Source organism: Rathayibacter sp. AY1D9 (genome assembly GCF_002932395.1).
Lineage (GTDB): Bacteria > Actinomycetota > Actinomycetes > Actinomycetales > Microbacteriaceae > Rathayibacter.
In genome coordinates this window covers 1-20,422 of sequence record NZ_PSVQ01000031.1, presented here as the reverse complement: position 1 = coordinate 20,422, position 20,422 = coordinate 1, and the positions used below count along the sequence as shown (strand labels likewise).

Below are 20,422 nucleotides of genomic sequence, written 5' to 3'. Positions count from 1 at the left end.
GCCCGCGGGTCCGTCGATCCGCGCCGCCGTCACCCGTGCGCGGGACGCCCTCTGCCGCGGTCGTAGCCCGCGATCGCCGCGGACTCGACGGCGAGCGCGACCAGCTTCTCGCCGACCGGGCGGGGCACCACTCCGAGCGCGGCGTCCGCGACTCCCGCGACCAGTGCCGTCCGCCGCTCGCTCCCGCCGCGGGCCAGGAGGCGCACGGCCGCGTCCCACGCGCCGGCCGCGGGCACCGCCTCCCGCACCTGCTCGGGGTGCAGCCGCTCGAAGGTGCGGCGGGCCGCCCCCGAGAGGAACGCGCGCCGGCTGCGGACCGCCGCCGAGACGGAGGCGCCGTGGTGCAGGGCCTCGGCGCCGGGCTCGATCCGCACCGGCACTCCCAGGCGGTGCAGCCGGTAGCCCCAGTCGACATCCTCCCAGCCGTACTCGCGGTAGTCGGTGCTGTAGCCGCCGACCCGGTCGTACGTCGCCCGCGTCACCGAGACGTTGCCGCCCCAGTAGCGCCAGGAGGCGTCGGAACCCGCCGCGTAGGCGCCGCGGCGGAAGCGCTCGCCGGCGGGTCGGCCGTAGGCGCGCGAGTAGGCGGTGCCCGGGTCGACGTCGGGGCAGAGGCCGACGACGCCGACGACCGCGTCCCGGTGGGCCCCGACGTGCGCGGCGGCCCAGCCCGGGCCGGGCTCGAGGTCGTCGTCGCAGCGGATCAGCACGTCGCCCCGCGCGGCGTCGAAGCCGGCGGTGAGCGCGGCGGAGCGCCCCCGGTTCTCGGGGAGCACGACGCGGCGCACGGGCACGGGGGAGGCGTCGAGGGCGCGCTCGCTGGCATCGACGACGCCGTCGAGGACCACGACCACGTCGAGGTCGCGGTGGGTCTGAGCCGCGAGGGCGGCGAGGAGGCGGGGCAGGCGCGCCGCACCCGCGTAGCTGGGGACGACGACGCTCGCGACGCTCATCGTGGCTCCTCGCCGCGCGGGCTGCTCTCGACCAGGAGCAGTTCCTCCAGCCCGCTCAGCACGCGCGCCAGGTCGTCGGCGATGGCGCCGGGATCGGTGGAGTGAAGGCGGGCGAGCCGGTCGGCCAGGCCGGAGAAGTCCTGCGGCTCGTCGTCGAGCGCCCGCCAAATCGCGGCCACGCTCTCGCGCAGCGCGTAGGGGCTGCCCATCGGGGAGACGTCCAGCGGGAGCACCAGGACGCGCCCGTTCAGATCGACGGAGGCCGTGTCCGGGCGGCGCCGCCAGAGAAGGAGCCGGGGGTCCTCTGCCATCTTCTCCGCGTCCTCTCCGCTGATCGCCGCCACTGCGAGTAGAAATCCGCCAGCGCCTCTTATCGCGACGCCTCTCTCGCTATGTTTGCCGCCGACGCGCCAAGGGGTGTACGTCGAGCGACAGCACCGGAGGGCCGCCAATGTCGGAGTCTAATCCGCTCGCATCCAGCGATATCAGCGATAAGAGCGAGAAGAAGAGCGCGAATTCCGCGGGCGTCTTCGCACGGCGGACGGTCGTGGCCGGAGCGGTCTGGTCGGTGCCCGCGGTGATGCTGGCGCAGTCCGCCTCCGCCGTCTCGATCAGCTGCTTCCCGGTGGGCACGGTCTTCCAGGCGGTCGCCCGCGGACGCCTCCTCAGCGGCTTCCTCGGCGGCGTGAACCTCGACAATGTCGCCGGTGTCTCGGGCGTGACGGCGACTGCGCCGGCGTCGGGACCGAATCCGCCCGACCCGGTCGTCGTGACGGGCGGCGTCAACGCCACGGTACTGAACGGCATCGCCGTGAACGCGACCGGGCTGACCGGCACGCTCTCCTCCCTCCTCACGCTGGCGGCTCCCGCCGGCGTCGGCACCCTCAACCAGTACGCGGAGGCGAGCACCACCGGCACCGTCCGCGGAGCCTCCGGTGCGATCACCAATGCCGGCCAGCTGGCGCTGACCCCGACGTCGGGGAGCTACCCCGACTTCGGCACCGTCAACCTGCAGGCGATCCTCGCCGCCGTCGGCGGGCCTGGTCTGTCTGACCTCCTGACCAACGTTGCCGGGCTCACTCTGCAGATCGGCGCCGTCACCGGACGCGCAGCTCTTCAGTCGGCCTGCGTGCCCGGGTCGGACAACCTGCAGCGCGACTACCAGATCACCAGGCTGAACCTGGTGCTCACGTCGACGGCGCTGACAGCTCTCGTCACTCAAGTGACGACCGCCCTGACGACGATCGGCAATATCGGTCTTGTCACCGTCGACACCGCCGCCATCCTCGCGGGGAACCTGCCGGGTGGAGGTCAGCCGATCCAGGCGAGCCTCGGGACGACTCCGGCGACACTGACCATCGATCTCGCCTCCCTCCTCGGGCCGGCTCCCGGGCAGCCCGGGAACACGCAGTTCGGCTCCTACTCCGCCTTCCTCAACAACCTCCCGCCGAACTCGACGCTCCTCGTGGACAGCGGACTCGGCGTTCCGGCGGCGGCCCTGACCGCCTTCACGACGTCGCTGGTCACCGTGCTCACACAGCGGCTGCGCGAGAACATCAGGATCCTCGGGATCCCGCTGAACGGCGCTGGCGTGCTCGCCAGCGTCTTGACCCTGGTCCTGAACGTGCTGAACCCGCTGCTCGCGGCCCTGCCTGCTCTTGTCGGAGCCGTTGTCACCACCGCGATCACCCCGGTTTTCGCCGCCCTGCGGGACGTCATCCAGATCGACGTCAACGCGCAGAACCGCTCGACCAACCCGACCGGGCCCGCCGCCCTCGAGGCGCTCCCCGTCGGCCGCTACGACGTCGCGGCGCTCTACATCCGCGCGGTGGGGCTCGTGAACCTGCTCGACCTGTTCATCGCCCGCGGCTCCGTCGGGCCGAACGTCCGCACGGGCTAGCCGCGCTCGGCGCCGTCAGGCGCCGCGGACCACGAGGCCGTGCTCGACCATCGCGTCGAGCACGGCCTCGACGTGCGCCCGGGGGTCGCCCGCGGGCGGGGCGCCGTGCTCGGCGACGACGGCCCCGGTCAGCGCGTCGACCGTCGCGGGCGTCCCGAGAGCACGCCACAGCACCGGGCCGATCCCGGTGAGCGTCTCGACCCGCTCGTCGAGGAGGCAGCTGACCACTCCGTCGCGCTCGACCCACTCGACGCCGGCGGCGCGCGCGAGCAGACCCGGGCCGGGCGCCGCCGCATCGGCCTCGGGCGCGTCGGCGACGACCGGCGACGCCTCCCCGAGGCGCTCCAGGAGCGGCAGCACCGTCTCCGCCTCGCGGTAGTGGAGCACCCGGGCCCCGCCGACGGAGTCGAGCAGCCCCGCGAGGTGGTGCAGCGCCGCGGGCAGCCGTGCGAAGTGGCTCAGCTCGGGCAGCAGCACCGAGAGCGCCTCGTCGAAGGCGATCGGCTCGAGCCGGGGCTCTGCCGGGCCGGACGGGTCGCGGGCGATCAGGAGCAGGGCGGTCAGGCGCAGCGGAGCGTCCGGCAGCGGCTGCAGGCCCATCGCGGCGGGGGAGCGGTGCCGCTTCCAGTCGCCGCCGTCGAGGAGGGCGACGGGCTTCCGGAACGGCAGCACCCGCCCGTCGCGGCGGACGGCGAGCGTCTCGTCGGTCACGTACCCGTACCGGCGCGCGGCGAGGCTCACGAGCGTCGACTTCCCGGCACCGGGCCGGCCGGCGAACGCGACGACGCGGCCGTCGGGCAGGGCGACCGCGGCGGCGTGCACGCTGAGCAGCCGGCCCTCGCAGGCGTCGGCCGCCGCGAGGGTGAGCGCGGCGCCGATGTGCTCGGCGAGGGCGTCCTCGGTCGGCTGCGCGATCACTCCGGGCTCCCCGACCGGCTCGGTCAGCGACACCCGGTACTCGGAGCCCGGGCGATCGGCGTCGTCGTCCACGTCGTTCCACGACTCCTCCACCTCCGCCACGAAGCGGTCGGGGACGGAGTCGTCGAAGGTGAAGCGCACGCCGAGACCGAAGGGGGCGCGGATCAGCCGGCGGGTCATGTCAGGTCCTGTCCGTTCGTCGGAGGTGGTCCCACGCGAGCGGAGCCGTGCGGGCGCCGCGTCGCAGCCGCCGCCACCAGCCGGCCGCCACGTCGATCCGGCGCGGGCCGATGGCGGGGTCGGCGGCGCGCAGGGCGTGGGGAGCGGGGAAGACGGCGCGGGCGAGGAGCAGCGGCCGCTGCCGCCAGCCGGCCGCGCGCACGGCCTGCACCCACCCCGCGGAGGCGTGGGGCGAGCTCGCGTTGATCCGCCACGCCCGCAGCTCGGCCGCGGGCACCTCCCCGGCGCGCGCGCGGATGCCGAGCGCGTCGAGGAAGGGCTGCGCGGTCTGGACGGCGCCGAGCTCCTCCGCAGCCGCCCGGAGCGGAGCGTGCAGCTCCGCGCGGGCGGCCACCGCCTCGACGAGCAGGTCGTAGTCGGAGGGCCGCGTGAGGCGCGGGTCGGTGATCTGCCAGGCGTCGCGGAGCGCGTGCAGCGCCAGCACGAGCGCCGAGTCGGCGACGCTGGCGGTCGCGACCGGACGGCCGGCCAGCTCCACGATCCGGTGCCGGCTCCACAGCGCCTCGAAGGCGTCGCGCGGCGGCACGAGGAATCCCGGCCACCGCCAGTGCACGTCGATGTCGACCGGCCACGCGGCGTGCCGGTAGGAGCGCGAGTGCTTGGCCGCGAGCGTCGGTCCGTCCGGCCAGGGCCGCTCGGTCCAGCCGTCGGCGGCCAGGAGGGCCAGGATCCCGGGCAGGTCGTCGGGGGCGACCAGCAGGTCGACGTCGCCGGAGGCGCGGGGCGGCCGGAGCCGGTCGGCGGCGGCGGTCGGTCCCTTGAGCACGAGTGCGCGCAGGCCCGCCGCGTCGGCCCGCCGGTGGACGAACGCCGACACGAGCGGCACGGCCTCGTCGGCCCAGAGAACGCCCACGAGCTCCATCCGGTCAGTATTCCAGCGCTCCTGCGGCCCGCGGAGCCCGGCCGGGGGCGGTGGAGCGGAGCGCTCGTCTCGGTGAGGATGGGCCCGCGGGCCGCGGGGGCGCCGCACGGAGGCGGGCGGGGCGGCGGATGATCCACGGGGGAGCGGGCGGCGCCGGGCGGCCTCCGGTGGCGCTCGCGACCAACAACGGCGACATCGGCGGCGGCGAGGTGATGCTGCTGAGCATCGCGGAGGCGCTCGAGGCGCTCGAGATCCCTGTCGTGGTCGTCGGCCCCTCGGAGCCGCGTGCGCTCGTCGCCGCCGCCCTCGCCGCCGGCCACCGGGTCGTCGAGCTCGAGGCCACGGGCAGACCCGCCTGGATGCGCGCGCTGCGGCGCTGGGACGCCTCCTCCCGCGAGGGCGTGCTGTGGTGCAACGGGCTGGTGCCGGCCGTCGCGACCGCAGGGCGTCCGCGGCGGATCGTGCATCTGCACCAGCGCCCGTCCGGCCTGCAGCGGCTGCTCGCGCCCGTGGCCCGCCGCGGCGCGCTGGCGACCCTCGTCCCCTCCCGCTACCTGGCGGGGGTCGTCCCCGGGTCGACCGTGCTGCCGAACTGGAGCCGCCGCGTCGACCTGCCGGAGGCGCGGCCGCGGGAGGACGGGACGACCGTCCTCGGCTTCCTCGGGCGTCCCTCGCTCGCGAAGGGGGTGCGGGTCCTCACCGAGGCGCTGGCGCTGCTGGAGGCCGGGGAACCGGGCGCGTATCGCCTGGTGCTGGCGGGCGAGCCCCGGTTCGTGGCGGAGCGGGAGCGTCGCGAGGTGGAGGCGGCCCTCGCTCCGGTCGCCGCTCTGGTGGACCGGCCGGGGTGGATCGAGCCCGGCGACCTCTTCGCGCGGATCGACCTCCTGGTGGTGCCGTCGGTGCAGCCGGAGTCGTTCGGCCTGGTCGTGACGGAGGCGATGTCGGCCGGCGTCCCCGTGGTGGTGAGCGATGCCGGTGCGCTCCCCGAGGTCGTCGGCCCGTCGATCGACGCCACGTTCCGAGCCGGGGATCCGCGGGCTCTGGCCGAGCTGATCAGAGCCCGGAAGAAGAGAGGACTATCGGAGTCGCGGGAGAGGGATCGTGCCCGCTGGAACGATTCCTACTCGCCGTCCTCCGGGAAGTCGGCTATCGACGGACTTCTGGCGCGGATGGCCCTCTCCGATGATTCCTGATCCTCCCGCCAGGAGACCGATCCGCTTTCCGGGGAATGCCGCGGCGAGCCTCTCCTCCTCCCTCCGGAAAGGACGACGATGACCCGCGAACCGGAAGTCCTCAGAGTGCTCGGACTGTTCCTCAAGCACCCGACACTGCGCCTGGCTCCGGGCGAGCCCTTCGCCCGCGGGAGGCTGCCGTACCGGGCCGACCTCCTCCGGGACGACTCGACGCGGCTCCTCGTCCCCGGTCACGCGTCTCGGCCCGCGCACGTGAAGCTGCGCGACGTCGTGGAGCACCGCACGGGGCTGAACGTGGACACGCAGCTGCGCGCGCTCCGGGCGGTCCGCTCGGCCGACACGGTGCTCTGCGTGCTCGAGCCGGAGGCGGGCCTCCCCGCGCTGCTCCGGCGCGCGCGGCTCGGGCCGTACGGCCGCACGCCGCTCGTGGTCCTCTCCTGCTGGTGGGCGGAGGAGCTGCTCACCGGCTCGCCGCAGCGGCGCCGACAGGTGGTCCGGCTGCTTCAGGGGGTCGACCGGCTCGTCGTGCTCAGCGAGAACCAGCGCGAGGTCTTCGCCCGCCACGGCGTCGACGAGCGGCGGATCGCACCGGTGCTCTTCGGGGTCGACTCCGACTACTACCGGCCCGTTCCGCCGCGTCCGAAGCGGTTCGAGGTGCTCGCCGTCGGGGTCGACCGCGGGCGCGACTTCGATTCGCTGGTCGCCGCCGCCGAGCGCCTGCCGCACCGGCGGTTCGACATCGTGACCACTCCTGCGCGGCGGCCGTCCCGGGCGCTGCCGGCCAACGTCGTCCTGCACGATCCCGTCCCGGTCGGTCGGCACCGCGACAACCTGCGCGACGCCGAGCTCGTCGTCGTCACCAGCCACGACCTCGCCTACCCGACGGGCCAGAGCGTCCTGCTGGAGGCCTCCGGCTGCGGGACCTGCACGGCGGTCACCGCGAGCGCCGCGATGACCGGCTACGTCCACGACGGCGAGACGTCCTTCTCGCTGCCCCTGCACGACCCGGCGGGGATCGCGGCGGTGCTGGAGGCGGTGCTGAGCGACGACGGGAAGCGGGCCGAGGTCGCCCGCGCGGGCCGGGAGCGGGTGCTGGCCGAGCTGAACGCGCGGCACATGTGGGCGGGCGTCCGCGCCATCCTCCGCGACGCGGTCCGCGAGCGCGGCCGGGGCTGAGCAGCGGTCGGCCGGGGCAACACCAGGCGACCTCCGCCCCGCCGGGAAGGGCCCGCCGACCGGGACCTCCGCGCCCCGGACCCGTGGATCCGCGCCGGATCGGGCGGACGCGGGAGGCGCTACTCCGGCGGCAGAGCGCGGGCGCGAGCGGACCGCTCCGCGAGCAGAGCGAGACCCGCGCCGATCACGACGAACGAGATCGGGGCGAAGAACACCTCGCCCAGCTGCGTCGCGCACAGCAGCACCAGGATGCTCGCCGCGCCGACCGCGTGCCCCGGGCGGCTCCCGGCCCCGGCGGCCGTCGTCGCGAAGCCGGCCACGAGCACGGTGCCGACGACGCCGACGAGCAGCACGACGCCGCCCTCGGCCATCAGCGCCAGGTAGGAGTTGTGGAAGAACCAGTCGATCCCGTCGACCCGCGCGGTCGCCTCGCCGAGTCCGGAGCCGGTCCACGGCGAGAGCGCCACCTTGTCGACCGAGGCGTCGAGGATGCGGGCGCGCAGGGCGTCGGAGCCGGCCCGCTCCACCCCGTAGTCGCCCGCCGTCGCCAGGTTCCGCTCGGCCCAGAGGAACAGCAGGACGAGGCCGCCGCCGAGGAGCGCGCGGAAGAGCAGGCGCAGGTACGGCGCCGCGACGAGCCACACGAGCGCGCAGGCGTAGGCCGCCATCGACGTGCGGGAGTCGGTGGCGACGACCGCAGCGGCTCCGAGCGCGAGCACGCCGATCCGCAGCCACAGCCGCGAGCTGAGCGCCGAGACCAGCAGCGCCGCCGCTCCGTAGACGAGACCGGCCACGTTCTTGTCCTGCAGGTAGCCGGTCAGGGCGCCCTGGTAGCTGTCCGGGGCGAGTCCCGCGACGAACAGCACGGCGTTCAGCGACAGCGCCGCGGCGAGTCCTTTGAGCCCCGAGACCACGTCGATCCGCCCGCTCGCGAGGAAGCCCGCGGCGAGCATGACGAGCGCGATGTTCGCCGCCCGGCGCAGGGCGTCGAGGCCGTCGAAGGACGAGCCGGCGAGGACGAAGGCGAGCAGGGCGAGGCACAGCCACGGGTACCAGGCGGCCCGTCCGAGACGGCGGGTGGGCCGCCGGAAGAGGCTGACGAGCACCAGGGCGGCCAGCGCCGTCTGGGCCAGCGGGACGCTCCCCGGGAGGAAGGGAGTGGGGAGCCGGTAGACCAGGAGGCCCATCAGGACGGCATCGAGTATCCGAGCGGAATGTGCTATCGGAAAGGCCTCATGAACGAGCGGGTAACGCCTCTCGGCGACGATCTCTCCCCCTGGCGCGGACATGTCGTCATCCTCGCAGAAAGGGCCTCCCGAGGGGTCGGGGACCGCCTAGGGAAAGGCGCTCCGCATTGCTAGCGTGACCGACACCTCAGCATCGTCGTGCGGCGCATGCGCGGCACGCAGAAAGGTGCGCAGTGACTGTCGTCGATCTCATCGCCTTCATCCGGCGGAACTGGCGGACCCTCGTGGTCGCCGTGCTCGTCGGAGCTCTGGCGATGGCCGCCTTCTCGTTCCTCACTCCGAAGGTCTACGAGTCGAGCTCGGCCGGATTCGTGATCGCCGCGAGCGACGGCAGCTCGGCCGATGCGATCAGCGGGTCGCAGACCGCAGTGACCCGGGCCAACGCCTACCTGCCGCTGATCTCGAGCAGCGCCGTCTCCGAGCGGATCGAGGCCGACCCGGAGGCGAATCCGGGCGGGGAGGCCCTGAGCGGCCGCCTCACCGCGAGGGTCGCTCCGGGCAGCACCCTGATCGAGGTCACCGCCGCGGCCGGGACCGCGCAGAACGCCGCCGCCCTGGCCAACGGGGCGCTCGCGGCGCTGGCGGCCGTCATCACCGACATCGAGACGCAGTCCGCCGCCGACCGCACACCGCAGATCACCGTCGTCCCGCTCGAGAACGCGGAGCCGCCCGCCGCTCCGACGAGCCCCGACTGGGTGCGGAACATCCTGCTCGGCGCCCTGGGCGGGCTCGTTCTCGGCTTCGGTCTCGCCTTCCTCCGCCGGGCCCTCGACATCCGCGTGCGGACCGTCGACGACCTCACCGAGCTCTTCGGCGTCGGCGTCCTCGGGCGCATCCCCAAGGCGGGACGCCCGGGCCGGACCGGCGGCCGCCGCGGCACCGACGCGCTCACCGCGGAGGCGTTCCGCTCGCTCCGGACGGGCCTGCGCTTCTCCAGCGTCGACGAGGAGACGCGCAGCGTCGTGATCACCAGCGCCAACCAGGCCGAGGGCAAGTCCACGATCGCCGCCGGACTGGCCCGCGTCACCGCGGAGTCCGGGCAGCGCACCCTCCTGGTCGACGCGGACCTCCGCCGGCCCTCCGTGGCGCGGATGCTGGACATCGACGGCGCCATCGGCCTCAGCGAGGTCCTCAGTCACCAGATCCCCGTGGACGACGCGATCCGCCCCACCGGCACCGCGGGCCTCTACGCCCTCCCGGCCGGGCACATCCCGCCGAACCCGTCCGAGATGCTCGGCTCCGAGGCGATGCGCGCCCTGGTCGCGCGCCTCTCGAAGGACTACTTCGTCATCATCGACGCGCCGCCCGTGCTGCCCGTCACCGACGCCTCCATCGTCGCGACCGTCGTCGACGGCGTCGTCTTCGTCGTCGCTTCGAACCAGACGCACCGGCCCGAGGTGGTCGCCGCCCGGCGGATCGTCCAGCAGGTCCGCGCCCGCGTGCTCGGCACCGTGCTCAACATGGTCACCGCCCGCGACGGCGACACCGGGTACTACTACTACGACCGCAAGAACGCGTACTACGCCGAGCCGCAGCCGGCGACGGGGCGCAAGCGCGCGGCGGCGGCACCGCGCCGGTCCGAGCTCGCCCCGGTGGAGTCGCGGGCCCTGCCTCCGCAGACGTCCCGCCGGGCGGCTCGATGAGCGGGCGCCTGCTCCTGCTCTGCCATGCGAACGTGGCCCGGTCGCCCTCGGCCGAGCTGATCGCGGCGCGCCTGCTCGGCGCCGGCTCCGACTGGCGGGTCGAGAGCGCGGGAACGCACGCGGAGGCCGGCCGCGGGATCGACCCCGAGCTCAGCGATGCGCTGCGGGCCCGCGGACTCTCCACGGCCGGGCACCGCGCGCGCCAGGCCGACGGCCGGATGCTCGCCGGCACCGATCCCGTGCTGGTGTTCGAGGCGGGCCAGCGGGAGTGGGTCACCCGCCACTTCCCGGCCGCCGCGCGCCGCACCACCACGGTCCGCCGGGCGGCGCGGCTGGCGGGAGCCGCCCCCGGCGTCCCGCTCCTGCGACTGCTCGCCGACGACACCGCCCCCTACGGCGCCGAGGACGACTTCGCCGACCCGTTCGGGCGCGGACCGGACGTCGCCGCGGCGGCCGTCGAGGACATCGACGCCCTGCTCCGGGTGATCCTCCCCGCTCTCGGCGCTCTGCCCGTCGGCGCGGAGCCCCCGGCCGCCACCGTCCGGAGCACCCGCCGCTCGCTCCGCCGGGACCGCGCCGCCGAGACGGTCGCGAGGTGACCGCCGAGGGGGTGAGCGTCGTGATCCCGCACTACGGCGACCCCGCGCCCGCGCTCGCCCTCGTCGAGCGGCTCCGCAGCCAGGAGTCGCCCCCCGCCCTCGAGATCGTCGTCGTCGACGACGCCTCCCCGGTCCCGTTCCCGGCCGGGATCGACGGAGTGGAGGTCGTGCGGCGCGAGCGGAACGGCGGCTTCGGCGCCGCGGTGAACACGGGCGCCGCCCGGGCGCGCCACCCGCTGCTCCTGGTGCTCAACAGCGACCTCGTCGTCGGGCCCTCCTTCCTCTGCGACCTGCTCGAGGCGGGACGGCCGTGGCTGCCCGCGGTCGTCGCTCCGGACCTCGTCGACGCGGGCGGGGAGCGGCAGTGGGTCGGCCGGCGCTTCCCGCGGCTGCGCCACTACGTCGTGGAGTGGCTCACTCCGCTCGCGCGCTGGCGCCCGCGGCTGCACGCCGCCGTCGGCCACGACACCCGGTGCGCCCCGGGCGCGACGGTGCCGGTGGACTGGGTGGTGGGCGCCGTGATGCTGCTGCCGGTGGCCGAGTTCCGCGCGGTCGGCGGGTTCGACGAGTCCTTCCACATGAACTGCGAGGAGGTCGACCTCCAGCGCCGGCTGCGCGAGCGCGGCGTGCCCTCGGTCTTCGCCGGCTCCGTCGTCGCCGAGCACACGGGAGGCGGCTCCTCCGACCCCGCGCGCCGGCTGGTCTGGCTGGTCGCCTCGCGCCTGCGCTACGCCCGCAAGTGGGGCGGACGCCCCGCCGCCCTCGCCGCGGCCCTGCGCGCCGCCTCCGCCGTGAACCTCGCCGCCAACGCGGTGCGCGCCGCCGCCGGCAGCGACGTGCGCCCGCTGGCCGTCCTCCGGCGCGAGCTCCGGCTCGTCGCCGCCGCCGAGGCGGCGTCCCGGTGAGCGGGCCCGTGCTCGTGGTGAGCCCGGTCTTCCACGGCTACTGGGAGGCGCTCGAGTCGGCGCTGGCCCACCTGGGCGACGACGTGGTCGTCCACCGCTACGACGCCGCGACCGGGCTGGCCCACGTGCGCGACGCCCTCGGCCACCGGCTCCCCGGGGGCCGGCTCCGGCGCTCGTCGATGCGCGCCGAGACCGACCGCGCGATCGCGTCGCTGCGGGCCGTCCGGCCCCGGGCCGTCCTCGTGGTGAAGGGCGACTCCCTCGGCGACGCCTGGTGGGAGGAGATCGGCCGCGCCGGCGTCCCCGTGGTGCTCTGGCTCTACGACGAGCTCCGCAACATGGGGCACCCCGTCGACCGTCTGCGCTCCCTCGCCGGGGAGGCGGTGTCGATCGTCAGCTACTCCGTCGCCGACGTCGCCGAGCTCGTCCGCGCGGGGGTTCCGGCCGGGCACCTGCCCGACGCCTTCGACTCCCTCCTCTCCTTCCGCCCCCGCCCCTCCTCCGCGGTGACCTTCGTCGGCGCCCGCTACCCCGAGCGCGAGCGCGTGCTGCGGGAGCTCGCGGCCGGCGGGGTCGCGGTCGAGGCGTACGGGCGGCAGTGGTCGCGCCATCCCTGGGACGTGGCGCGCACCGGCCGCTGGCGCTCGGCCGGCGTCCCCGCCCGCCGCGACGTCCCGCGGGCGGGCTACTACGGGGTGATGGCCGGCTCGACCGCGACCCTGGCTCTGCACGGCGCGGGCCACGGCGGACTCTCGATGCGCGCCTTCGAGGCGCCGGGCGTCGGGGCGCTGACCCTGATCGACCGGCCCGAGGTGGCGGAGTTCTACGAGGTGGGCAGCGAGGTGCTCGTCTTCGAGGAGCGCGACCAGCTCGTCGAGCACGTGCGGCGGGCGGGCGCGGACCCCTCGTGGGCGCGGCGCATCCGCGAGGCGGGCGCGCGCCGCACCGGCGCCGAGCACACCTTCGTGCACCGGATGCGGGAGGTGAGGGCCCTGTGGCGCTGACGCACCCGACCGACCTGGAGGCCTGGCGCCGCTGGCAGCGCGGCCGCGACCCGCTGCGCACCGCCCGGGCGGCGCTGCGGGGCTCCGAGCCGACCCGCCTGGTGCTGCACGTGCGCGGCGACCGGCCCGCGGTCCTGCTCGCGGTGGAGGCGTCGACGGCGAGCGCCCTCGCCTCGACCGCGGCCTCGCTCGCTCCTCTCGGCGGGGCTCCCGCGGCGGTCCTCGCTCCCTCCGGAGCCGGCGATGCGCTGTCCGGGCTGCTGCCGGGCCGCTGGAGGGCGCACCCGGTCGACCCGGAGGCGGACCCGCCCGCCGAGCTGCGGGGCCTCCGCGCCGTGATCGCCACCGGCCACTTCCTCGCGGCGGGAGCGGCCGCCCACCGCTGGTCCGGAATCCTCGGCGCCCGCTTCCTGGTCGTGCAGCACGGCCTGCTCACCCCCTCCGCCCCGCCGCTCCCGCCCGGAGCGACGCTGCTGGCGTTCTCGGAGGAGGACGCGGCCTTCTGGACCTCCGGCCGCAGCGACGTGGAGACCGAGGTCGTCGGCAGCCAGCTGCTCTGGACCGCGTCGCGCCGCCCGCGCCCCGAGCGGCTCGAGGAGCGGCCCCTGTTCCTCGGCCAGCTGCACGGCGCGGAGCTGCCCCGGCGGACGGCCGCGGCCACCGCCTCCCGCTTCTGCCGCGAGGCGGGCGCCGACTACCGCCCCCACCCCGCCGAGGTCGACCGCCGCTCGCGCTGGCAGCACGCGCGGTGGGAGCGCCGCGGCATCCGGGTGCTCCGCGGCGGCGACCTCGCCGCGCAGGCCCGGCCGGTCGCCTCGATCTTCTCGACCGGGGTCCTCGAGGCCGCGGCCGCCGGGATCCCCGCGTGGGTCGTCTGCGAGGACCCGCCCGCCTGGGTGCTCGAGTTCTGGAGCCGGTACCGGCTCGCGCGCTGGGGCGGGGAGACGCCGACCGCGGCTCCGCCCGTCCCGTCCGTCGAGCCGGCCGTCGCCGTCGCCCGCCGGGCACTCGCCATCGCCGAAGGAGGCACCCCGTGACCGTTCTCTGCGTCATCCCCGTGCGCGGGGGCTCGAAGGGCGTCCCGCGCAAGAACGCCCGCCCCGTCGCGGGCCGCCCGCTGGTGGTCTGGAGCATCGAGCAGGCGCTCGCCGCCGGTCTCGACGTGCTCGTGTCGACCGACGACCCCGAGCTGGCCGCGATCGCGGAGGGGGCGGGAGCGGACGTGCCGTTCCTCCGGCCCGCCGAGCTGGCGCGCGACGAGACGGCGACCGAGCCCGTCGTGCTCCACGCGATCGAGCACCGGGCCGCGCTGGGGCGCCGCCCGGACGCGGTGATGCTCCTCCAGGCGACCTCGCCGATCCGGCTCCCGGGCACCCTCGCCCGCGCGCTCGAGCAGTTCGCCTCGACGGGGGTCGACTCGCTGGTGGGCGTCGTCCCGCAGACGCCGTTCCTCTGGCGGCTGCAGGAGGGCGCCTCCGTGCCGCAGTACGACGTCACGGCCCGGCCGCGGCGCCAGGACCTCGCCGAGGCCGACTTCTTCTACCGCGAGACCGGGTCCCTCTACCTCACCCGCACCGAGGTCTACGAGCGCGAGCGCAACCGGATCGGCGGCCGGGTCGGCCTGTTCGTCATGGACGAGGCGGAGGGCGGGGACATCGACACCGAGGCGGACCTCGCGGTGGTCGAGCAGACCCTCCTCGGCCTGTCGGCGGGAGGCGGCGCATGATCATCGACCGGCACCTCGCCCCGTTCATCGTCTTCGCCGAGGACCCGGTGCTCACCGCGCTGGCCAAGATCAACGCGAACAAGCAGCGGATCGTCTTCTGCGTCGACGGGCACGGGATCCTCCGCGGGTCGGTGTCCGACGGCGACTTCCGCCGCTGGATCATCGCGAACCCGACGGCCTCCCTCGACGTCCCGGCCCTCGCCGTCGCGAACACCGCCGTCCGCACGGCGGGAGCGGACGAGCCGGCCACCGCGATCGCCGCCCGGCTCGGCCGCGACGGGATCAGCCACCTCCCGCTCGTCGACGATCGCGGGCACCTCGTCGCGATCGCGGTCGAGGGCGACCGGGCGCTGCGGATCGGCCGCCACGAGGTGGGCGACGGCCACCCGGCCTTCCTGATCGCGGAGATCGGCAACAACCACAACGGCTCGGTCGATCTGGCGCGGCGGCTGGTCGACCTCGCGGTCGAGGCGGGCGCCGACGCGGTGAAGTTCCAGCTGCGCGACCTCGACTCCCTCTACCGGCGCGCCGGCGGGGCCACCGCGGGGGAGGACCTCGGCGCCCAGTACACGATCGACCTCCTGCGCCGCTTCTCGCTGCCCGCCGAGCCGCTCCTCCGGGTCTTCGACCACGCGGCCGAGGCCGGGATCGACGTCCTCTGCACCCCGTGGGACGCCCCGAGCGTGCAGGCCCTCGTCGACTACGGGATCCCGGGCCTCAAGATCGCCTCGGCGGACCTCACCAACCACGGCCTGATCGAGGACGCCGGCACCCGGGGGCTGCCCCTGCTGCTCAGCACCGGGATGTCCCGCGAGTCCGAGATCCTCGAGTCGGTCGCGCTGCTGCGCTCGCTCGGCACCTCCTTCGCCCTGCTGCACACCCAGTCGACGTACCCGGCGCCCTACCGCGACCTCAACCTCGCCTACCTCGACCGGCTCGCCGAGATCGGCGGCGGCGTCGTCGGCTACTCCGGCCACGAGCGGGGCTGGCACGTCCCCATCGCCGCCGTCGCCCGCGGGGCCCGCATCGTCGAGAAGCACTTCACGGTCGACCGGGGGATGGAGGGCAACGACCACACGGTGTCCCTGCTCCCGGACGAGTTCCGCCGCATGGTCGGCGAGATCCGCGACATCGAGGACTCGCTCGGCACGCGCGACGCCCGATCGGTCTCGACGGGCGAGTCGATGAACCGCGTCTCGCTCGCGAAGTCGCTGGTCGCCTCCCGCGACCTCTCGATCGGGGACGTGGTGCGCGCCGCCGACGTCGTCGTCCGCAGCCCCGGCCGGGGCCTCCAGCCCAACGAGCTGCCGCAGCTGCTCGGCCGCGCGCTCCACCGCGACGTCGAGGAGGGCGGGTTCTTCTTCGCCGGCGATCTGCGCGAGAGCACGCCGTCCGGTCGGCCGTTCCGGTTCCGCCGCCCCTGGGGCCTGCCGGTGCGGTACCACGACCACGCGGCGCTCGCCGCGGAGTCGAACGCCGACTTCCTCGAGTTCCACTTCTCGTACCGCGACCTCGAGATCGAGCCGGACGACGTGTTCACCCGCCGCCTCGACTCCGGCTTCACCACCCACCTGCCGGACCTGTTCGCGGGCGACTTCCTCGTCGACCTCGCCTCCTTCGACGATGACGTGTGGGAGCGCTCGATCGCGGAGGTGCAGCGCACCGTCGAGACCACCCGGAGCCTCGCGCGCTGGTTCCGCCAGGAGGAGGACCCGATGATGGTCGTCACGATGGGCGGCTTCACCCGGCACGCGCACGTGGCTCCGGATCAGCGCGCTCCCCTCTACGAGCGCGTCGCCGACGCCCTCGAGCGGATCGACGCGAGCGGCGTCCGCGTGCTGGCGCAGACCCTCCCGCCCTACCCGTGGCTCATGGGCGGGCAGCAGTTCCACAACCTCTTCGTGGACCCGCGCGACACCGCCGAGTTCGCGGCCGCGACCGGCACGCAGCTCTGCCTCGACGCCTCGCACACCAAGCTCGCAGCGAACCACCTCGGGCTCGCCTTCTCGGAGGCGGTGACGCTGCTCGCTCCGCTCAGCGCGCACCTGCACCTCGTCGACGCGACGGGTGTCGACGGCGAGGGGGTGCAGATCGGCGAGGGCGAGATCGACTGGCCGGACTTCGCGGCGTCGCTCGACGAGCTGGCGCCCGGGGTGCCGTTCATCCCCGAGATCTGGCAGGGGCACGTGAACAGCGGCGAGGGCTTCTGGACCGCGCTCGAGCGGCTGGAGGAGTGGCTGTGACCCCGCTCGCGCTCTGGGCGGTGCCGGTCGGCGAGTTCGGCGGGGTGGCCCGCCACGTCCTCGACGCCGCCCGGCACGGGATCCCCGGCCACCGCCTCGTCGTGCTCTGCCCGGAGGGAGCACTCGCCGAGCGGCTGCGGGAGCAGGGCTCGGCCGTGACGACCGGGCGCTTCGGAGCGTCCGCCGGCGCCGCCGCCTCCGTGGCGACCCTGCGCGCGACCGCGGCGGCTCTCCGCCCGGCGGTCGTCCACTCCCACCTCGCCCACGCCGACCTCGTGACCGCGGCGACCCCGCTGCCCCGCGGGGTCCGCCGCGTCACGACGGAGCACGGCATCGCCGGGCCCGACGTCTACCACCGCACCGCACTGCGGGCGCGGACGACCGCGGCGGCGCACCACGCGCGGCTGCGGTCGTTCCACGGCGCGATCGCCGTCTCGGAGGCCACCCGCCGCACCATGATCGAGAAGTGGCGGCCGAGCCTGCCGGTGCAGGTCGTGCTGAACGGAGTCGACGCCGCGCCCCGCGACCGCGAGCCGGGGGAGCCGGGCTCCCTCCGGGTCCTCTCGCTCGCGCGCCTGGCGCCGGAGAAGCGCCTGGACGCGCTGCTCGAGGCCTTCGCGGTGCTGCACCGGCGCGTCCCCGGCGCCACGCTGACCGTCGCGGGCGAGGGACCGCTCGACGGCGCCCTGCGCGCCCGGGCCGAGCGGCTCGGCCTCGGCGACGCGGTGTCCTTCCCCGGCTTCGCCGATCCGGAGGCGGCGCTCGCCGCGGCGGACGTCGTCGCCCAGCTCTCGGTCTGGGAGAACTGCTCCTACACGCTGCTCGACGCGGCCGCCCGCGGGATCGGCGTGGTCGCCTCCGCGGTGGGCGGGAACCCCGAGATCGTCGAGCGGGACTCGCTGGTCGACGCCGACGACCCGGAGGCGGTGGCCGCGGCGCTGGAGCGGCAGGCGTCGAGGGCCGCGGCTCCTCGCGCCGTGCGGGACGTCGCCGCCATGTGCGGCGGGATCGCCGCCGTGTACGAGGGGGTGGCGGCGTGAGCGGCGGGTCCCTGCGGCCGGGGCTGCGCACCCTCCTCTCGCTGGCCGGCGCCGCCTCTCCGGGCTGGATCACCGCCGCCGTCGCGGGCTCCCTCGCGCTCGCGGTCCTCGACACCCTGGGCGTCGCCGCGATGGTGCCGCTCATGGCGCTGCTCACCGGGACCGACACCACCACGGGCGCGCTCGGCGTCCTCTCCGGCGTCCTCGGCTCGACGGACGTCCAGACCCTCCTCCCGATCATCGCCGGCTTCGTCGCGGTCGTCTTCGTGCTCAAGAGCGCCGGGACGATCGTCTTCCGGTGGTGGCTGCTCGGCCGCACCACGCGGATATCGGCCGACGCTGCGACGGAGCTGCTCCGGCGGTACGTCCTCGCGCCCTACGCCGTCCACCGCTCCCGGCGCCTCGCCGAGGTGTACCGGACCATCAACGACGCCAGCGCGCAGGCGGCCGGCGTGCTCCTCGGCGTGATCGGCATCGCCTCCGACCTGCTGGTGCTCGTCGCGATCGTGGCGATCCTGCTGGTCGCCTCGCCGGTCGCGACCCTGTTCGCGGCCGTCTTCTTCGCGGTGCTGCTCGGCGGCGTCCAGGCGCTCCTGCGGCGGCGGCAGGGCCGGATCGGCGAGGAGATGGCGGAGGCCGCGCTGGAGTCGTGGCAGTTCCTGCTCCCCTCGCTCGACGGGTTCCGCGAGGCGCGCCTGACCTCGAGCGCGGCGAGCCTGGTCGCCGGCTTCAGCGGGGCCAAGCGCCGCAGCGCCCAGGCTCTGCGCTCCCTCTCGCTCGTCTCGGAGCTGCCGAAGTACCTGCTCGAGATCGGCTTCGTCGTCGCCGTCGTGGGCGTCTCGGGGATCCTCGTCGCCACCGGCTCCGGCGCCGAGGCGCTCTCCGTCCTGGGCGTCTTCGCGGCCGCCTCCCTCCGCGCCCTGCCGACGCTCAACCGCGTCTCGGCCACGTTCGCGATCGTGCGCAGCGGGCAGGCGGGGCTGCGGATCGTCTCCGAGGCGGCCGAGGAGCTCGCCTCCGAGGGGGCGCACGACGAGACGCCCGGGCCGGGCGGCCGCTACTCCGGCGACATCGCGCTCGAGCACGTCACGTACCGCTACGCCGACTCCGACGTGGACGTGGTGCGGGACGTCTCGCTGGTGATCCAGCGGAACGCCACGACCGCCTTCGTCGGATCCAGCGGCGCCGGCAAGAGCACCCTCCTCGACCTGGTCCTCGGCCTGCTCCCGCCCACGAGCGGCCGGATCCTCTGCGGTGGGCGGCCGATCGACGAGGACCCGGCGGCCTGGTACGCGGGGCTCGGCGTGGTGCCGCAGGACGTGTTCCTCCTGGACGCGACGGTCGCCGCGAACGTCGCCTTCGGGGTGCCGGCGGCCGAGGTCGACCACGAGCGCGTGCGCGAGGTGCTGCGGACGGCGCAGCTCAAGGAGTTCGTCGGCGGGCTGCCGCAGGGTCTGGACACCCGCGTGGGCGAGCGCGGCGTCCGCCTCTCCGGCGGCCAGCGCCAGCGGCTCGGCCTCGCCCGGGCGCTGTACCGGCGCCCCTCCGTCCTCGTCCTCGACGAGGCGACGTCGGCGCTCGACAACCGCACGGAGCACGAGATCTCGCGGGCCGTCGCCGAGCTGCACGGCAGCATGACCGTCCTCGTGGTCGCCCACCGGCTCTCGACCGTGCGCGGCGCCGACCGGCTGCTCTTCCTCGACGGCGGCCGGATCGAGGGGGCCGGCACCTTCGAGGAGGTGCGGGCCGCGCACCCCGGCTTCGCCCAGCTCGTGGCGCTCGGAGAGCTCTCGTGAGCGGGGGAGGCCCGCGGTGGTGACGCTCGGCGACGTCCGCTCGACGCTGCTGGCGCCCCTCCGCCGACGGGGCACGACGGTGCTGCTGCCCGGCGAGTCGTTCGGGGTCGGGAACCTCGCCTACTTCTGGCTGCAGGCCCACGCCCGTCGGAGCCGCGGGGTGCCGACCGCGGTGCGCGCGACGCGGCGGACCGCGGAGTGGGCGGAGGTCTTCCCGCGGGTCGTCGAGGAGCTCGTGGTGCCCCCGGCGGGGATGTCGTTCTTCAGCCCCCGCGAGCTCGGGAGCGTCCACCAGGATTTCGGCGTGGAGTTCACGGCGGACGAGCTGGCGGACTTCGTCGCGACGATGCTGCTCCCGCCCGGCGGCCCCTTCACCGCTCTGGTGGCGGCGGCGCGACCGGAGGCGGACCTCACCCTGAACATCCGGCGCGGCGACTACTACAGCGTCCCGGCCTTCCGCGGCCGCTACTCCTTCGACGTGGTCGAGTACGTCGACGCGGCGCTCGCCCTGGCCCGCGAGCGGGAGCCCGTGCGCAGCGTCCTGATCGTGTCGGACGACCTCGACTGGTGCCGGGTGAAGCTGGCCCGCGTCCTCGAGGGCCTCGAGGTGCGCTTCCCGGGGGCGGGGACGCCGGTGCCGCAGCAGCTCGCCCTGCTGGCAGCGTCCCGCCGCCTGGTGCTGACGAACTCGACCTTCTCGTACTGGGGCGCGCATTTCGGCGACCACGTGCACGGCGGCGCCGACGTGATCGCGCCGTGGTTCCACAGCCGCGCGTGGAACGGAGGGGCGGCGACGCAGCTCGATCCGCGCTGGCGGGTGGTCCGCGACCTCCCCGGCGGCTGGGACGGCTGACGCGGAGAGTCGGAGTCCGGCGGCTGCGCGGGTGCGCGCGCACGGCGCCGGACGGGTGCGTCTGCTGGGCGCGTCCGCCGCGACGGTGACGGCCGTGACGGGCGGGCGCCCCGACCTCGCGGTC

Annotated in this window: 18 protein-coding genes; 13 read left to right on the top strand and 5 right to left on the bottom strand. The window is 75.4% G+C overall.

Annotation, left to right across the window (positions count from 1 at the left end; translation table 11 throughout):
• Positions 1-29 precede the first annotated feature (29 nt).
• Both C5C50_RS12605 and C5C50_RS12600 read right to left on the bottom strand, forming a co-directional pair.
• A complete protein-coding gene (locus C5C50_RS12605; RefSeq protein WP_104261308.1) occupies positions 30-953 on the bottom strand; it encodes a glycosyltransferase family 2 protein in 924 nt (307 codons plus the stop codon).
• Complete coding sequence (locus tag C5C50_RS12600) at positions 950-1,264, bottom strand: PqqD family peptide modification chaperone (protein WP_146085641.1); 315 nt, start codon at positions 1,262-1,264, stop codon at positions 950-952. Before C5C50_RS12600 ends, C5C50_RS12605 begins: the two co-directional genes overlap by 4 nt.
• A 140-nt stretch (positions 1,265-1,404) precedes the next feature.
• Between C5C50_RS12600 and C5C50_RS12595 the strand changes: the two genes are divergently transcribed.
• Positions 1,405-2,853: a choice-of-anchor G family protein gene (locus C5C50_RS12595; protein WP_146081518.1), complete on the top strand. Its 1,449-nt coding sequence runs from the start codon at positions 1,405-1,407 to the stop codon at positions 2,851-2,853.
• A gap of 15 nt (positions 2,854-2,868) precedes the next feature.
• Here the strand turns inward: C5C50_RS12595 and C5C50_RS12590 are convergent, their stop codons facing one another.
• Positions 2,869-3,951 carry a PqqD family protein gene (locus C5C50_RS12590; protein ID WP_104273580.1) on the bottom strand — a complete coding sequence of 361 codons (1,083 nt, stop codon included), beginning with the start codon at positions 3,949-3,951 and terminating at the stop codon, positions 2,869-2,871.
• A 1-nt stretch (position 3,952) separates the two neighbouring features.
• A complete protein-coding gene (locus tag C5C50_RS12585) occupies positions 3,953-4,873 on the bottom strand; it encodes a nucleotidyltransferase family protein (protein ID WP_104273579.1) in 921 nt (306 codons plus the stop codon).
• A gap of 128 nt (positions 4,874-5,001) precedes the next feature.
• On the opposite strand from C5C50_RS12585, the gene C5C50_RS12580 reads away from it, so the two are divergent.
• Both C5C50_RS12580 and C5C50_RS12575 read left to right on the top strand, forming a co-directional pair.
• Positions 5,002-6,066 carry a glycosyltransferase family 4 protein gene (locus C5C50_RS12580; RefSeq protein ID WP_104273578.1) on the top strand — a complete coding sequence of 355 codons (1,065 nt, stop codon included), beginning with the start codon at positions 5,002-5,004 and terminating at the stop codon, positions 6,064-6,066.
• Between the two features lie 78 nt (positions 6,067-6,144).
• Positions 6,145-7,242, top strand: a complete 1,098-nt coding sequence (locus C5C50_RS12575) for a glycosyltransferase family 4 protein (RefSeq protein ID WP_104273577.1) — start codon at positions 6,145-6,147, stop codon at positions 7,240-7,242.
• 119 nt (positions 7,243-7,361) lie between these two features.
• On the opposite strand, the gene C5C50_RS12570 is transcribed toward C5C50_RS12575, so the two are convergent.
• Positions 7,362-8,429, bottom strand: coding sequence for an O-antigen ligase family protein (locus tag C5C50_RS12570; RefSeq protein WP_104273576.1), 1,068 nt, complete (start codon positions 8,427-8,429; stop codon positions 7,362-7,364).
• 233 nt (positions 8,430-8,662) lie between these two features.
• On the opposite strand from C5C50_RS12570, the gene C5C50_RS12565 reads away from it, so the two are divergent.
• From C5C50_RS12565 to C5C50_RS12520, 10 genes are read left to right on the top strand one after another with little or no spacing between them, the layout of a single operon-like run.
• Complete coding sequence (locus tag C5C50_RS12565) at positions 8,663-10,132, top strand: polysaccharide biosynthesis tyrosine autokinase (protein WP_104273575.1); 1,470 nt, start codon at positions 8,663-8,665, stop codon at positions 10,130-10,132.
• Positions 10,129-10,731 carry a hypothetical protein gene (locus tag C5C50_RS12560; RefSeq protein ID WP_104224517.1) on the top strand — a complete coding sequence of 201 codons (603 nt, stop codon included), beginning with the start codon at positions 10,129-10,131 and terminating at the stop codon, positions 10,729-10,731. The genes C5C50_RS12565 and C5C50_RS12560 overlap by 4 nt, the downstream gene beginning before the upstream one ends.
• Entirely contained in the window at positions 10,728-11,636 is a 909-nt protein-coding gene (locus C5C50_RS12555) for a glycosyltransferase family 2 protein (RefSeq protein WP_104273574.1), read from the top strand. Before C5C50_RS12560 ends, C5C50_RS12555 begins: the two co-directional genes overlap by 4 nt.
• Complete coding sequence (locus C5C50_RS12550) at positions 11,633-12,640, top strand: glycosyltransferase (RefSeq protein WP_104273573.1); 1,008 nt, start codon at positions 11,633-11,635, stop codon at positions 12,638-12,640. The genes C5C50_RS12555 and C5C50_RS12550 overlap by 4 nt, the downstream gene beginning before the upstream one ends.
• Positions 12,631-13,677, top strand: coding sequence for a hypothetical protein (locus tag C5C50_RS12545; RefSeq protein WP_104273572.1), 1,047 nt, complete (start codon positions 12,631-12,633; stop codon positions 13,675-13,677). The genes C5C50_RS12550 and C5C50_RS12545 overlap by 10 nt, the downstream gene beginning before the upstream one ends.
• The gene (locus C5C50_RS12540; protein WP_104273571.1) at positions 13,674-14,366 is read left to right on the top strand and encodes a cytidylyltransferase domain-containing protein; all 693 of its coding nucleotides are present in this window, start codon (positions 13,674-13,676) and stop codon (positions 14,364-14,366) included. Before C5C50_RS12545 ends, C5C50_RS12540 begins: the two co-directional genes overlap by 4 nt.
• Positions 14,363-16,609: an N-acetylneuraminate synthase family protein gene (locus tag C5C50_RS12535; protein ID WP_104273570.1), complete on the top strand. Its 2,247-nt coding sequence runs from the start codon at positions 14,363-14,365 to the stop codon at positions 16,607-16,609. The genes C5C50_RS12540 and C5C50_RS12535 overlap by 4 nt, the downstream gene beginning before the upstream one ends.
• Positions 16,606-17,649, top strand: coding sequence for a glycosyltransferase family 4 protein (locus C5C50_RS12530; protein ID WP_104273569.1), 1,044 nt, complete (start codon positions 16,606-16,608; stop codon positions 17,647-17,649). The genes C5C50_RS12535 and C5C50_RS12530 overlap by 4 nt, the downstream gene beginning before the upstream one ends.
• Positions 17,646-19,445: an ABC transporter ATP-binding protein gene (locus tag C5C50_RS12525; RefSeq protein WP_104273568.1), complete on the top strand. Its 1,800-nt coding sequence runs from the start codon at positions 17,646-17,648 to the stop codon at positions 19,443-19,445. The genes C5C50_RS12530 and C5C50_RS12525 overlap by 4 nt, the downstream gene beginning before the upstream one ends.
• Positions 19,446-19,461: 16 nt before the next feature.
• Positions 19,462-20,298, top strand: a complete 837-nt coding sequence (locus C5C50_RS12520) for an alpha-1,2-fucosyltransferase (protein ID WP_104273567.1) — start codon at positions 19,462-19,464, stop codon at positions 20,296-20,298.
• Positions 20,299-20,422 lie beyond the last annotated feature (124 nt).

Coding starts and splice junctions, on each gene's coding strand:
- C5C50_RS12590 (WP_104273580.1), bottom strand. CDS start 3,951: ATGACCCGCCGGCTGATCCGCGCCCCCTTCGGTCTCGGCGTGCGCTTC.
- C5C50_RS12560 (WP_104224517.1), top strand. CDS start 10,129: ATGAGCGGGCGCCTGCTCCTGCTCTGCCATGCGAACGTGGCCCGGTCG.
- C5C50_RS12585 (WP_104273579.1), bottom strand. CDS start 4,873: ATGGAGCTCGTGGGCGTTCTCTGGGCCGACGAGGCCGTGCCGCTCGTG.
- C5C50_RS12595 (WP_146081518.1), top strand. CDS start 1,405: ATGTCGGAGTCTAATCCGCTCGCATCCAGCGATATCAGCGATAAGAGC.
- C5C50_RS12575 (WP_104273577.1), top strand. CDS start 6,145: ATGACCCGCGAACCGGAAGTCCTCAGAGTGCTCGGACTGTTCCTCAAG.
- C5C50_RS12605 (WP_104261308.1), bottom strand. CDS start 953: ATGAGCGTCGCGAGCGTCGTCGTCCCCAGCTACGCGGGTGCGGCGCGC.
- C5C50_RS12600 (WP_146085641.1), bottom strand. CDS start 1,264: ATGGCAGAGGACCCCCGGCTCCTTCTCTGGCGGCGCCGCCCGGACACG.
- C5C50_RS12535 (WP_104273570.1), top strand. CDS start 14,363: ATGATCATCGACCGGCACCTCGCCCCGTTCATCGTCTTCGCCGAGGAC.
- C5C50_RS12580 (WP_104273578.1), top strand. CDS start 5,002: ATGATCCACGGGGGAGCGGGCGGCGCCGGGCGGCCTCCGGTGGCGCTC.
- C5C50_RS12570 (WP_104273576.1), bottom strand. CDS start 8,429: ATGGGCCTCCTGGTCTACCGGCTCCCCACTCCCTTCCTCCCGGGGAGC.